The organism is Serratia sp. 25CWL12, assembly GCF_055790885.1.
Window position 1 is genome coordinate 1520049 of the sequence record NZ_CM147698.1, and the last position, 13057, is coordinate 1533105.

At 52.9% G+C, this 13057-nt stretch carries 12 protein-coding genes and 1 pseudogene; 11 read left to right on the plus strand and 2 right to left on the minus strand.

Annotation, left to right across the window (positions count from 1 at the left end; translation table 11 throughout):
* Positions 1–38: 38 nt before the first annotated feature.
* A pseudogene (locus ACX9GV_RS06740) lies at positions 39–128 on the minus strand (formate hydrogenlyase complex iron-sulfur subunit); the annotation flags it as partial.
* Between the two features lie 186 nt (positions 129–314).
* Positions 315–2753 carry a selenate/tellurate reductase subunit YnfF gene (gene ynfF / locus ACX9GV_RS06745; protein WP_473197497.1) on the minus strand — a complete coding sequence of 813 codons (2439 nt, stop codon included), beginning with the start codon at positions 2751–2753 and terminating at the stop codon, positions 315–317.
* 431 nt (positions 2754–3184) lie between these two features.
* On the opposite strand from ynfF, the gene hybO reads away from it, so the two are divergent.
* From hybO to hypE, 11 genes are read left to right on the plus strand one after another with little or no spacing between them, the layout of a single operon-like run.
* Positions 3185–4315 carry a hydrogenase 2 small subunit gene (hybO, locus tag ACX9GV_RS06750; RefSeq protein WP_023490437.1) on the plus strand — a complete coding sequence of 377 codons (1131 nt, stop codon included), beginning with the start codon at positions 3185–3187 and terminating at the stop codon, positions 4313–4315.
* Positions 4316–4318: 3 nt separating this feature from the next.
* Complete coding sequence (hybA, locus tag ACX9GV_RS06755; RefSeq protein WP_473197498.1) at positions 4319–5329, plus strand: hydrogenase 2 operon protein HybA; 1011 nt, start codon at positions 4319–4321, stop codon at positions 5327–5329.
* Positions 5316–6557, plus strand: coding sequence for a Ni/Fe-hydrogenase cytochrome b subunit (hybB, locus tag ACX9GV_RS06760; RefSeq protein ID WP_473197499.1), 1242 nt, complete (start codon positions 5316–5318; stop codon positions 6555–6557). Before hybA ends, hybB begins: the two co-directional genes overlap by 14 nt.
* Entirely contained in the window at positions 6535–8229 is a 1695-nt protein-coding gene (gene hybC, locus ACX9GV_RS06765) for a hydrogenase 2 large subunit (protein WP_023490434.1), read from the plus strand. Before hybB ends, hybC begins: the two co-directional genes overlap by 23 nt.
* Positions 8229–8729 (plus strand): HyaD/HybD family hydrogenase maturation endopeptidase, encoded by a 501-nt coding sequence (locus tag ACX9GV_RS06770; protein WP_473197500.1) that lies wholly within the window; start codon positions 8229–8231, stop codon positions 8727–8729. Before hybC ends, ACX9GV_RS06770 begins: the two co-directional genes overlap by 1 nt.
* Positions 8713–9207 carry a hydrogenase-2 assembly chaperone gene (hybE, locus tag ACX9GV_RS06775; RefSeq protein WP_473197501.1) on the plus strand — a complete coding sequence of 165 codons (495 nt, stop codon included), beginning with the start codon at positions 8713–8715 and terminating at the stop codon, positions 9205–9207. The genes ACX9GV_RS06770 and hybE overlap by 17 nt, the downstream gene beginning before the upstream one ends.
* Positions 9200–9547 carry a hydrogenase maturation nickel metallochaperone HypA gene (gene hypA / locus ACX9GV_RS06780; protein WP_473197502.1) on the plus strand — a complete coding sequence of 116 codons (348 nt, stop codon included), beginning with the start codon at positions 9200–9202 and terminating at the stop codon, positions 9545–9547. Before hybE ends, hypA begins: the two co-directional genes overlap by 8 nt.
* Positions 9548–9562: 15 nt before the next feature.
* Positions 9563–10555, plus strand: coding sequence for a hydrogenase nickel incorporation protein HypB (gene hypB, locus ACX9GV_RS06785; protein WP_473197503.1), 993 nt, complete (start codon positions 9563–9565; stop codon positions 10553–10555).
* A complete protein-coding gene (hybG, locus tag ACX9GV_RS06790; RefSeq protein WP_473197504.1) occupies positions 10555–10860 on the plus strand; it encodes a hydrogenase maturation factor HybG in 306 nt (101 codons plus the stop codon). The genes hypB and hybG overlap by 1 nt, the downstream gene beginning before the upstream one ends.
* Positions 10847–11962 carry a hydrogenase formation protein HypD gene (gene hypD / locus ACX9GV_RS06795; protein WP_473197505.1) on the plus strand — a complete coding sequence of 372 codons (1116 nt, stop codon included), beginning with the start codon at positions 10847–10849 and terminating at the stop codon, positions 11960–11962. The genes hybG and hypD overlap by 14 nt, the downstream gene beginning before the upstream one ends.
* Complete coding sequence (gene hypE / locus ACX9GV_RS06800; protein WP_473197506.1) at positions 11962–12990, plus strand: hydrogenase expression/formation protein HypE; 1029 nt, start codon at positions 11962–11964, stop codon at positions 12988–12990. The genes hypD and hypE overlap by 1 nt, the downstream gene beginning before the upstream one ends.
* Positions 12991–13057: the final 67 nt, after the last annotated feature.

Here is a 13057-nt window from a genome sequence, read left to right on the forward strand (position 1 = left end):
ACTTCTTCAACAACCGACTTGCTGGTGGTAAATGGCTATTGGCAGCAACGGCAATTCACCAAGGTAAACGTAGCGCGTGTATAGAGGTCGGCTTTCTGCATCACCGCCATTTCAAACTCTTCGCTCAGCGTCTGGGGCTTAAGCGCACTACCTTGTTGTCGCGTATGAAGAAATGGGGGATCTCGGTGAATTAATAATAAAGTGGCAAATTTCGGTCGCCCTACGTTCTCCATCTTATGGATTTATGGTGCCTGCGACCGAATCAGGGGCCAAAGGCGTGGCCCCTATTATCAGGTTTAGGTCCTCAGGTTTAGTTACAGTTTGGCTATCTCCACCAGATTGGTATGTTGTGGATTACCCTTGGCCAGGGGAGAAGGGCGCTGATTAGTCAGGATATTCACGCTGCCACCGTGATCGACCTTGTCGCCAAACATATCTGCCGTCAGCCAGGCTCCTTGGCCCATGGCGGTGACGCCGGGCATGATCCTGGGTGTGACCTTTGCTTGTATCTGCGTTTCTCCACGGTCATTAAACACCCTGACGCGTTCGCCATGTTTGATACCGCGCGCTTTAGCATCAATGGGGTTGATCCAGACCTCCTGCGGGCAGGATTGTTGCAATACATCGATATTGCCATAGCTGGAGTGGGTTCTAGCCTTGTAATGGTAGCCAAAGAGTTGTAGCGGATATTTGCTACGTATAGGGTCTTGCCAACTTTCGAAACCGGCTGCATATACCGGCAAGGGATGGATCACATCTTCTTTCGCCAGTTCCCAGGTGGCGGCAATTTCCGCCAGCCGTTCGGAGTAAATCTCAATCTTGCCAGACGGTGTTTTCAGTGGGTTTGCCTGTGGATTTTCCCGGAACTCTTTAAAGGCCACAATATGTCCTTCCGGTGCTTTACGCTTATAGATACCGACCATTTTCATCTCTTGATAAGTGGGCATTTCTGGATTGCGTTCACGGGTTTTCTCACACAGATACTCGATCCACTGTTGCTGGCTGCGCCCTTCGGTGAAGAGGGACTCGGGCTCTTTACCCAGTCGTTTAGCCACTTCGGAAAGAATTTCGTAAATAGGGCGGCGTTCAAACTTAGGTGAGGTGGCGGGCTGACCCAGGATCACATAGCCCATATTGCCGGCAGACTCATGAGAGATCAGGTCTTCCTGTTCGGTAGGCATTAAGTCCGGTAGCAAAATATCGCAATACTTGGCGGAAGAGGTCATAAAATGCTCGATACCGACAATCATCTCGCATTTACTGTCGTCCTGCAGGATCTGGTGGGTGCGGCTGATATCACCATGCTGATTGATCAGGGTATTACTGGCATAACACCAGATAAATTTGATCGGCACATCCAGTTTATCTTTGCCACGGATACCATCACGCTTGGCGGTCATCTCCGGGCCACGAATAATCGCATCGGTCCAGGTATAAACAGAGATTTTGGTTTTTACCGGGTTGGTGAGCATGTCGAACCATTCCACACCAAGATCAAACGTGCCTTCACGGCAGCCAGTATTACCGCCGTTAATCCCTACGTTACCGGTTAAAATCGGCAGCATAGCGATTGCCCGGGCGGTTTGCTCCCCGTTAGCGTGGCGCTGTGGTCCCCAACCCTGGCAGATATAAGCCGGTTTGGTCATGCCGATTTCACGGGCCAATTTGATGATGTCCGTGGCAGGAATACCGGTGATCTGCGCTGCCCATTCGGGGGTTTTGGCGGTGCCATCTTCACCTTGGCCAACAATATAGGCTTTGTAGTGGCCATTCTTGGGGGCGCTGGCCGGCAGCGTTTTTTCATCATAGCCGATGCAATAGTTATCCAGAAATTCTTGGTCCACCAGGTTTTCGGTGATCAGTACATAGGCCATACCCGCCACCAAGGCCGCATCAGTACCCGGGCGGATTGGCACCCATTGGTCTTCACGGCCAGCGGCGGTATCGGTATAACGTGGGTCGATCACAATCATCTTGGCGTTAGAGATGGCTCGGGCCTGCTCCAGATAATAGGTTACGCTAGCACCACTCATGCGGGTTTCAGCCGGGTTATTGCCGAACAAAACCACCAGTTTGCTATTGGCGATATCATCCGGGCTATTACCCTCTTGCGCGCCGTATAAATAAGGCATGGCAGCGGTGATTTGCGCGGTGCTGTAACTGCCGTAACGGCTGAGGAAGCCACCACAGGAGTTCATCAGGCGGTAGGGCACATTGGAGTTGGTGATATTGCCGCCATCTACCCCGGTGCCATACAACACATGTACCGCCTCATTACCGTATTGCGCCAAGGTTTGCTTCAGTTTGCCGCTGATGGTATCCAGCGCTTCATCCCAACTGATAGGTTTAAATTTACCTTCACCCCGTTTGCCGACGCGTTTCATCGGGTATTTCAACCGGTCCGGGTGGTTCATCCGGCGGCGAATAGAGCGCCCGCGCAAGCAGGCACGTAATTGATGATCGCCATATTCATCGTTACCGGTGTTGTCGCTTTCAACCCAGTAGACTTCATCATCGCGTACATGCAAGCGTAGTGCGCAGCGGCTACCGCAGTTAACGGTGCAAGAGCTCCAGACCACTTTATCTTGCGGAGCCGTGGCATTGGCGGTGGATTCGGCCGCCACCGTTTTACGGAAAGGTAACACCATACCCGAGGTGGCGGCGAGCAAACAGCCAGTGGCACTGCCTGCTTTAATTAACTGACGGCGGGTAACGGTGTGATGTAACAAGTCTGGGACTTTGTTCTCGTTCATATTGGTTATCCCTGCAGTAATTATCTAATTTTTGAAGGGGACTTATTTTTCTAGTAACAGATTTTGTTAATAACAGACTCTAACTCGAAGCTACTGACAAATTGTTGACCCAAACGAGCATTAGATAAAAAACCGGTTATTCCGCGCTGGAAATTAGTTTGGTCAACAGCGGTAACCCGGTGATAGGCATAGTAAGTGATAAGCAAGCTAAATATTTTTTGCTGAAGCGATCTTACTCATGTTACAGAAATATTAATTTTTACCGCACTAAAGGTTGATAAAGATCAACCTGCCCTCGGCAGTAAACGACCAAAAATTGTCCACCTGCTTATACCCAGATTGATTCAGGTTGCAACCAACATCCCGGTAGCGTGAATACCGGCGGGTATAGGGCTTTTTGTGGTATTGCAGTTATTGACAGGGGATAGACAATGACCAGGGAAAACGAAACATTTTTCCGTAATGGCGTGAATCGCCGTGACTTTATGAAACTGTGTGCGGCGCTCGCTGCCACCATGGGGCTAAGTAGCAAAGCCGCCGCCGAAATTGCCCACTCGGTATCCTCACCGCAACGACCGCCCGTTATCTGGATTGGCGCCCAGGAGTGCACGGGATGTACTGAATCATTATTACGTGCCACTCACCCAACCATTGAAAACCTGTTGCTGGATGTTGTTTCAATGGAATATCACGAAGTTCTGTCAGCAGCGTTTGGCGAACAGGCGGAAGAAAACAAACACCGAGCCATTGAACAGTATCAGGGCAAATATGTGCTGGTGGTTGATGGCTCAATCCCGATTAAGGACGGGGGGATTTACTGCATGGTGGCCGGCAAACCGATTGTCGAGCATATCAAGCAGGCGGCGGAACATGCTGCGGCGATTATCGCCATTGGTTCCTGCGCGGCTTGGGGAGGCGTCCCTTCTACTGGGGGGAACCCGACGGGGGCGGTTAGCTTGCAGGAGGTATTACCCGGTAAAACGGTGATCAATATCCCCGGCTGCCCACCTAACCCGCATAATTTCCTGGCGACAGTGGCACATGTTATTACCTTTCGACGACCTCCGGCGCTGGATGCCAAAAATCGGCCCGAGTTTGCCTATGGCCGCTTGATCCACGAGAACTGCGAACGCCGCCCACACTTTGATGCTGGGCGCTTTGCCAAACAATTTGGTGATGAGGGTCACCGACAGGGCTGGTGCTTATTCCATCTTGGCTGTAAAGGGCCAGAAACTTACGGTAACTGTTCGACGCTGGAGTTTTGTGACATTGGCGGCGGTATTTGGCCAGTCGGCATTGGTCACCCCTGCTATGGCTGTAACGAGCAGGGGGTGGGCTTTACTAAAGGAATTGCGCAGTTGGCCAATGTGGAAAATCCAACGCCACGCAATGCTAAACCCGCGGTACTGGCCAGAGAGGGCGGGCATGTCAGCCCTACCGCCGTTGGGTTGTTAGGGGGCGTCGTCGGTTTGGCTGCTGGAGTGAGCCTGATGACAGTGAGAGAACTGGGGCGGCAACAGAAGGCGCAGCGTAAAGACGATGAGCCGCCGCGCAAGGAGTAAATAGTGAACCGACGTCACTTTTTAAAACTGGCTTCAGGCGGTGCGATGCTGGTAGGCGTTGTGCCTCGCGTACAGGCAGGGGCGGAAAATAAGGCCCCAATCCCCAATGCATTAGGGATGTTGTATGACTCAACCTTATGCGTAGGGTGCCAGGCTTGTGTCAGCCAGTGTCAACGACTCAATCATAGCGATGAACCGCATGGTGAAACCTATGCCTATGCCGGTACCGCAGCAACCTGGTCGAATAACGATAAACTCAGCCCCTATACCAACAATATTATTCAGGTATGGACCAGTGGCGATGGGCAGCATAAAGACCAGGTAGACAATGGCTATGCCTATATCAAAAAACAGTGCATGCACTGTGTCGATGCCAACTGCGTTTCCGTCTGCCCGGTGCAGGCGTTACGGAAAGACCCAAAAACCGGCATTGTGCACTATAACCCCGATGTCTGCACCGGTTGCCGTTACTGCATGGTGGGCTGTCCATTCAATGTGCCGAAGTATGACTACGACAATCCGTTTGGTCAGATCCACAAGTGTGAACTGTGCAACCAGAAAGGGCTGGAACGGCTGGATAAGGGCGGCCTGCCGGGATGCGTTGAAGTCTGCCCAACCGGGGCGGTGATTTTTGGTACCCGTGAACAGCTGATGGCTGAGGCCAAGCAGCGTCTGGCCGCCACACCAGGAGAGAATTACCGCTTCCCACGGCAAACCTTACAGACCGGTGACAACTATGAGCGCCCATTGGCCCATTACCAGCCGCATCTGTATGGCGAACACGAAGGGGGAGGCACCCAAGTATTGGTACTGACCGGGGTGCCTTTCGAAAATCTGGGCCTGCCGCCACTGGATGATCTGGCCACCGGTGCGCGTTCTGAGCATGTACAGCACTCGTTATATAAAGGCATGGTGCTGCCGTTTGCCGCATTGGCAGGGATCACCTTCTTGGTTCAACGCAATACGCGTCATGAATCTCAGAAGAAGAAGGAGGATGAGCATGACGACGCATAAAATGCAGCCCCTTGGCGGGCGGTTGGTCAGTTGGCCGGTGATGTTGCTGGCACCTTTTGTGGTGTTGTGCCTGCTGTTGATCCTCAAACGTCTGGTGTTCGGGTTGGGAGCGGTATCTGACTTGAATGGCGGTTTTCCCTGGGGGATCTGGATCGCCTTTGATCTGTTGGTGGGGACCGGGTTGGCGTGTGGCGGTTGGGCTTTAGCCTGGGCGGTGTATGTCTTCAACCGGGGTGAGTACCATCCGTTGGTGCGGCCTGCGCTGTTAGCCAGCTTGTTTGGCTATGCGCTCGGGGGGCTCTCCATCACTATTGATGTCGGCCGTTATTGGAACTTGCCTTACTTCTATATTCCTGGCCATTTCAATACATCGTCGGTGCTGTTTGAAACCGCCGTCTGTATGACTATCTACATCGGCGTGGTAGCACTGGAGTTTGCTCCGGCACTGTTTGAGCGCCTGGGCTGGAAGGTTTCGCTCAAGTGGCTTAATAAGGTGATGTTCTTTGTTATCGCGCTGGGGGCGTTGTTGCCAGCTATGCACCAGTCGTCAATGGGTTCATTGATGATTGCGGCAGGTATCAAGGTGCATCCACTGTGGCAAAGCTATGAAATGTTGCCGCTGTTTTCGCTGCTGACCGCCGCTATTCTCGGTTTTTCGATTGTGATTTTCGAAGGGTCATTGGTGCAAGCCGGGTTACGGGGCAAAGGAGCCAATGAAACCCCACTCTTTAGCCGTTTGACTTACACCATCGACATCATCCTGTTGTTATTTATTGTCTTGCGCTTTGGCGAGCTGATTTGGCGCAATAAAATGGGCTATCTGTGGCATCTCGATCGTTTTGCTATTTCGTTTTGGCTAGAGATTTTACTGATGTTACTGCCACTGTTGCTGTTCCGTTGGCAACGCAATCGTAGCGACTCACGCCTGCTGTTTATTGGTGCGTTGAGTATGGTCTGCGGGGCCTCGTTCTGGCGGTTAAATTACTCGCTACTGGCTTATGACCCCGGCAGTGGTTATGGCTACTTCCCGACCGCCAGTGAACTGTTGATCTCCATTGGCTTTGTGGCAATTGAAGTGTGTGCGTACATCCTGTTGATCCGGCTATTGCCGGTGCTACCTGCACGCCAACACCCGCATAAAAACAATCATAAAAACAATCATGAAAACAATCATGAAAACAAACCATTAGAGTTAGAGGTGGAACATGAGCCAACGCATCACCATTGATCCCGTTACCCGCATTGAGGGACACCTGCGTATTGATTGCGAAATTGAAAATGGCCTGGTAACCAAAGCCTGGTCTTCCGGCACCATGTGGCGGGGTATGGAAGAGATTGTTCAGGGCAATGACCCGCGGGATGCCTGGATGATCGTGCAACGGATTTGCGGTGTTTGCACCACCATTCATGCTTTGGCTTCGGTCCGTGCGGTAGAGAATGCGCTGGGTATGGAAGTCCCGGTCAATGCTCAGTACATCCGCAATATCATTATGGCTGCCCACAGTATTCATGACCATATTGTGCACTTCTATCAATTGTCGGCCCTGGATTGGGTCGACATCACCTCTGCGTTGCAGGCCGACCCACAAAAGGCGGCTGATTTGCTCAATGGCGTGTCAAGCTGGTCATTGAACAGTGCGGCCGAATTTAGCCGGGTGCAGCAGAAGATTAAAGATCTGGTGGACAGTGGCCAGTTAGGTATCTTCGCCAACGGTTACTGGGGCCATCCGGCGATGGTGTTACCACCAGAGATTAACCTGATTGCGGTGGCCCACTACCTGCAAGCCTTGGAGTGCCAGCGCGATGCTAACCGCGTGGTGGCGCTATTGGGCGGCAAAACCCCGCATATTCAAAACCTGGCGGTAGGCGGGGTAGCTAACCCGATTAATCTCGATGCCCCCAGCGTTTTGAACCTCGAGCGCCTGATGTACCTGAAAAGTTTTATTGATCGCCTGGGCGACTTTATCGAACAGGTTTATCTGGTGGATAGCGCGGTGATTGCAGCGCATTACCCCCATTGGTTAACCATTGGCAAAGGGGCAGATTGTTATCTGTGCGTACCGGAAATGCCCACCGACCGTAAGGGGCAGCAATTTCTGTTACCGGGGGGATATCTGGAAAATGGCCAGTTCCGCCCAATAGCTAACCAGTATGATGATTATCTGATTAAAGGGATTGAGGAGAGTGGCAAACACGCCTGGTATCAGGATGATAAACCACTAGCGCCGTGGGAAGGGCTGACCCGGCCGAATTACACCGGCTGGCAAGAGGATGGTAAGTACTCCTGGGTGAAATCCCCCACCTTCTACGGCAAGGCGGTGGAAATGGGGCCTCTGGCCTGGTTGTTGTGTAGTCTGGAAGCGAAACATCAACCGACGCAGAACTATTTTGCCCAGGTTAGCCGGACCTACCAAACCCTGGCTGGCAAGCCATTAACCGCAGAGCAATTACCTTCTACGCTGGGGCGGATTGTCGGACGAGCAATACATGCCTGTGTATTACATGGTACCTTGAATCAGCAGTGGCATGCGCTGGTGAGTAATATTGGCAGTGGTGACCATCAAACCTTTATCCCGCCGCAGATCCCGTTAACCGGTGAAGTGCGCGGTGTCGGCTTTATTGAAGCCCCCCGGGGCGCACTTTCACACTGGGTGGTGATTAAGGATGGCAAAATTGCCAACTACCAAGCGGTGGTGCCTTCAACCTGGAACGCCGGGCCGCGTAATTACAATGACGAGCCTGGTCCTTATGAACGTGCGTTGGTGGGAACACCAGTAGCGGATGTCGCTAAACCGCTTGAGGTGATCCGTACCATTCACTCCTTTGACCCTTGCATGTCATGTGCTGTGCATATTGTCGACACCACCGGCAATGAAGTGACGAAAGTCAAGGTGTTGTAATGAGAATATTGGTGTTAGGAATAGGCAACCTGTTGTTAAGCGATGAAGCGGTGGGGGTGCGAATCGTTGAAGCATTGGAGCAGCGTTACTGTTTACCAGCCTATGTCGAGGTGATGGACGGTGGCACCTCGGGAATGGAGTTGATGGAGGCGATGGCCGATCGCGATCATCTGATTGTGGCGGATGCGGTGCTGACCGGCAGTGCGCCAGGCAGTGTTGAAGTGCTGCATGATGAGGAGATCCCGGCGATGTTTACGCGCAAGGTTTCACCCCATCAACTGGGGCTTTCTGACGTGTTGATGGCATTGCGGCTGACGGATGAATTCCCCCAGCGGTTAACGCTGGTGGGCGTGGTACCCGAATCACTACAACCGGGTATTGGCCTGACAACCGTGGTCAACCAGGCAATTGAACCAGCATTGGCACAGGTTCTGGTGGCGCTACAACACAGTGGGGTGGTAGTGCAACCCAGAGAGGTGGCTGATGCAATCAGCGAATAGTGGTTTTCAGCTTAATCCTGCTGCACAGTTGGAATGTGCCTTTCAGCAAGTTGGTGATGGAGAAATGGCTCAGTTGCCCTTTTTCCAACCCCAGATTCCGGTGCGTGCCTGTGGTTTTCAGCTCTTTGAACAACAATGGATTGGTAGCTTGTTGACCCCGTGGATGCTTAGCTTACTGGTGCTGCCTGGCCCTGATCAAACCTGGCAGCAGCGGGCAGTAGGGGATAAATTGGCCTTGGTCCTGCCTTGTGGCAACGTGAATTTTACCGTGGGGCAAATTGAGGGCTGCGGGCAGTATCTGGCCTCGTCGTTAATGTCACCCCTGGCTCCCCATCTGAGTGCGCAACAGGCAGGGGCCTTGGCGGAACACACCGCGCGCATGGCACTGGCGTTACCGGTGGTAAATAGCACCATTCCCAGCAATCTGCGGCGCCGGGCGTTGTTACGTTTACCATTAGGGAAGGGTGTTAATGCATGAAATCAGCTTGTGCTTGAGCACCATGGAGTTGATAGAGCAACAAGCCCGACAGCACGGTGCCAAACGGGTGACTGCGGTCTGGCTGGAAATTGGTGCACTTTCCTGTATTGAGGAACAGGCTTTGCGTTTCAGCTTTGCCAGTGCCAGCCGCTATACGCTGGCGGAGGGGTGCCACCTGCGGTTGAGTTATCAACCCGCTCAAGCCTGGTGCTGGGATTGCAGCGCCAGTGTGTATATAGAACAACATGATGCCGGCTGCCCACAGTGTGGTGGCCATACACTGCGTGTTGAGAGTGGCGAAAGCCTGCGACTCAAGCAGATAGAAGTAGAGTCATTATGAGGAGTGAACCAAACCATGTGTACAACTTGCGGTTGCGGCTTGGGAGAGAAAAGCATCGAGGGTGATGAACATCATCATCACGATCATCCTGAAGATCATCATCACGACCACCACCATCACGACCACGACCATCACGACCACGACCATCATCATCACGGCCACCACCATGGCGAAGCACATCAGCATCAAGGGCCTGCGGCGGTGGTGATCAATCATCATCACTATTATTACCATCAAGGTGATGTCCACCACCATTATTCAGGCGTGCCCGCAGCGGAGCCTTTTACACCTGAAGTTCAGCCCGATACGCAAGATCTGCACTATGGACAGGGTGCTGCCGGGAACCATGCGCCGGGTATGACACAACGCCGCCTGGTGCAGATTGAGCAGGATGTTTTGAGTAAAAATAACCAGTTGGCGGCGCATAATCGTGAACATTTCAGTGCCCAGCACATTCTGGTGCTGAATCTGGTTTCCAGCCCTGGGTCCGGTAAAACCACCTTGCTGACGGCAACGCTGCAACGCTTGGCAGGCAAAATACCTTGTGCCGTGATTGAGGGTGATCAGCAAACCAGCAATGATGCAGAGCGCATTCGTGCCACTGGTGTCCCGGCGATTCAGGTGAATACCGGTAAAGGTTGCCATCTTGATGCACAAATGGTGCATGATGCGGCCCATCGCCTGACGTTGCAGGATAACAGCCTGCTGTTTATTGAGAATGTCGGCAATCTGGTGTGCCCTGCCAGCTTCGATTTGGGGGAGCGGCACAAAATTGCTGTGCTATCCGTCACCGAAGGGGAAGACAAACCACTCAAGTACCCACATATGTTTGCGGCTTCGAGCTTGATGATCATCAACAAGATTGATCTCCTGCCTTATGTGAATTTTTCTGTTGAAAAATGTATTGAATTTGCCCGTCAGGTGAATCCAGACATCCAGGTGATCACGCTTTCAGCCGTTAGTGGTGAAGGGATGGAACTTTGGTTGAACTGGTTGGAGGCACAGTAATGTGCATTGGCATACCCGGTAAAGTGACCGCCGTGGGTGAGGATATTCACCAATTGGCTTGGGTGGATGTGTGCGGGGTGACGGTGCGAGTGAATATTGCGCTGGTTTGTGAAGGGTCTCCGCAGGTATTAATCGGCCAGTGGGTACTGATTCATGCCGGTTGTGCCATGAGCCTGCTTGATGAACAGGAGGCGCAAGAAACCTTGGCGGCGTTGCAGCAGATGCAGCTCGTCGGCTTTGAACCCCTGGCAGGAGAGACTGATGTAGGAGAGACTGATGTAGGAGAGACTGATGCGCTACATTGATGAGTTTCGTGACCCGACCTTATGCCACTCACTGTTGCGGCGCATCGAGCAATTAATGTTGTCGTTACCACCGGGGCAACACTTGCCGCTACAAATCATGGAAGTGTGTGGCGGGCATACCCATGCGATTTTCAGATTCGGCCTTGATCAGTTGCTGCCGGATAACCTGGAGTTTGTACACGGGCCGGGTTGCCCGGTGTGTGTATTGCCGATGGGCAGAATTGATAGCTGCCGGGAAATTGCCGCCCATCCAGAGGTGATTTTCTGCACCTACGGCGATGCGATGCGTGTTCCCGGCCGTAATGGCTCATTACTGGATGCCCGTCGCCATGGTGCGGATATCCGCGTGGTCTATTCTCCACTGGATGCCCTGCAACTGGCGAGTGAAAACCCACAACGCGAAGTGGTGTTTTTTGGTATCGGGTTTGAAACCACCATGCCAGCCAGTGCCTTGGCCTTGCAGCAGGCTCGGCAGCGTAACTTGCGCAATTTCAGCCTGTTTTGCCAACATATTATTTTGATCCCGGCGTTGCGTTGCCTGCTGGAGCAACCGGATGTGCGTATTGACGGCTTTTTGGCACCGGGCCATGTCAGCATGGTATTGGGCATCGCCCCTTATCAGTTTATTGCTACCGATCATCATAAACCGTTAGTGGTCACTGGGTTTGAACCGCTGGATATACTGCAAGGGCTGGTGATGTTACTGGAACAATTCCGTGATGGCCGTTGCGTGGTGGAAAACCAATACCGGCGTATTGTGCCGGATCAAGGCAACCTGTTGGCACGGCGGGCGATAGACGAGGTATTTTGCCCGAAAGAGAACAGTGAATGGCGTGGCCTGGGTGAGATACCGCACTCAGGTATGCAAATTAAAGCGGAGTATGCGGATTTTGATGCCGAACTACGCTTTAAACCGCAAGCCCAACGTGTTGCCGATGATCCCCGAGCCCGTTGCGGCGAGGTGTTGACTGGCCGTTGTAAACCCGATGCGTGCCCGTTATTTGGCCAGCAATGCACACCAGAGAATGCTTTTGGTGCCTTGATGGTGTCATCTGAAGGGGCCTGTTCCGCTTATTACCAGTATCGAAGAGAGAACGCATAATGCGCCAAGAAAGCAGAGAGCGGGAGATTACCCTGGCCCATGGCAATGGGGGGCGAGCCATGCAGTCCCTGATTGAGGAGCTGTTTTTACAGGCGTTTGCCAACCCAGCGTTGAATGCGCGGGAAGATCAGGCGCGTATTGCATTAAGTGAGCTCTGTGCCAGTGGTGACCGCCTGGCGGTGTCCACCGACAGCTATGTGATTGACCCGATTTTTTTTCCAGGTGGTGATATTGGCAAACTGGCGGTGTGTGGCACCGCGAATGATGTGGCGGTCAGTGGTGCGCAACCGCGTTATTTAAGTTGTGGCATGATCCTGGAGGAGGGGCTGGCCTATAGCACCTTGCAACGTATCGTCCAATCGATGGCCAGCACAGCACAACAGGCGGGTATAGAAATTGTCACCGGTGATACCAAGGTGGTCCCTCGTGGCGCGGTAGATAAAATTTTTATTAATACCACCGGGTTTGGTGTGATCCCAACAGATGTTCACTGGGGAACCGAGCAGATCCGCCAGGGGGACAGCATTATTGTCAGCGGTACCTTGGGCGACCATGGGGCGACCATTCTCAATCTGCGCGAGGGGTTGGGGTTGGAAAGTGATCTGGTTAGCGATTGTGCCTTGTTAGCCCCGCTGATTGCCCCTTTGCTGCCGATTGCCGGTGTGCGTGCGTTGCGTGATGCCACCCGTGGCGGCGTCACAGCGGTATTGCATGAGTTTGCGGCAGCCAGCGGTTGCGGTATGGCAATTAATGAAAGCGCCTTGCCGGTAAAACCGACAGTGAGAGGCATTTGCGAGTTACTGGGGTTGGATGTACTTAACTTTGCCAATGAAGGCAAGTTGGTGCTGGTGGTAGCACCGGAAGCCGAGGCCGAAGTACTGGCCGCGTTGCATCAGCACCCTCTAGGGCGAGAGGCCGCCGTGATTGGTCATAGCACAGAAAAGCGGCGGGTTTGCCTGACCGGGTTGTTTGGGGTGAGCCGCACGCTGGACCTCCCGTTGGATGAACCTTTACCGCGAATTTGCTAGTTGGCGTAGTTGGCTTAGTTGGTGAAGTTGGTTTATTTGGTTTAGCAGGCTAGGGCATTTTGCTGAG

Excerpts from the sequence above, each read along its gene's own strand:
- ynfF (WP_473197497.1), bottom strand. The coding sequence starts at position 2,753 with ATGAACGAGAACAAAGTCCCAGACTTGTTACATCACACCGTTACCCGC.
- hybO (WP_023490437.1), top strand. The coding sequence starts at position 3,185 with ATGACCAGGGAAAACGAAACATTTTTCCGTAATGGCGTGAATCGCCGT.
- hybB (WP_473197499.1), top strand. The coding sequence starts at position 5,316 with ATGACGACGCATAAAATGCAGCCCCTTGGCGGGCGGTTGGTCAGTTGG.
- hybC (WP_023490434.1), top strand. The coding sequence starts at position 6,535 with ATGAGCCAACGCATCACCATTGATCCCGTTACCCGCATTGAGGGACAC.
- ACX9GV_RS06770 (WP_473197500.1), top strand. The coding sequence starts at position 8,229 with ATGAGAATATTGGTGTTAGGAATAGGCAACCTGTTGTTAAGCGATGAA.
- hybE (WP_473197501.1), top strand. The coding sequence starts at position 8,713 with ATGCAATCAGCGAATAGTGGTTTTCAGCTTAATCCTGCTGCACAGTTG.
- hypA (WP_473197502.1), top strand. The coding sequence starts at position 9,200 with ATGCATGAAATCAGCTTGTGCTTGAGCACCATGGAGTTGATAGAGCAA.
- hypB (WP_473197503.1), top strand. The coding sequence starts at position 9,563 with ATGTGTACAACTTGCGGTTGCGGCTTGGGAGAGAAAAGCATCGAGGGT.
- hybG (WP_473197504.1), top strand. The coding sequence starts at position 10,555 with ATGTGCATTGGCATACCCGGTAAAGTGACCGCCGTGGGTGAGGATATT.
- hypD (WP_473197505.1), top strand. The coding sequence starts at position 10,847 with ATGCGCTACATTGATGAGTTTCGTGACCCGACCTTATGCCACTCACTG.
- hypE (WP_473197506.1), top strand. The coding sequence starts at position 11,962 with ATGCGCCAAGAAAGCAGAGAGCGGGAGATTACCCTGGCCCATGGCAAT.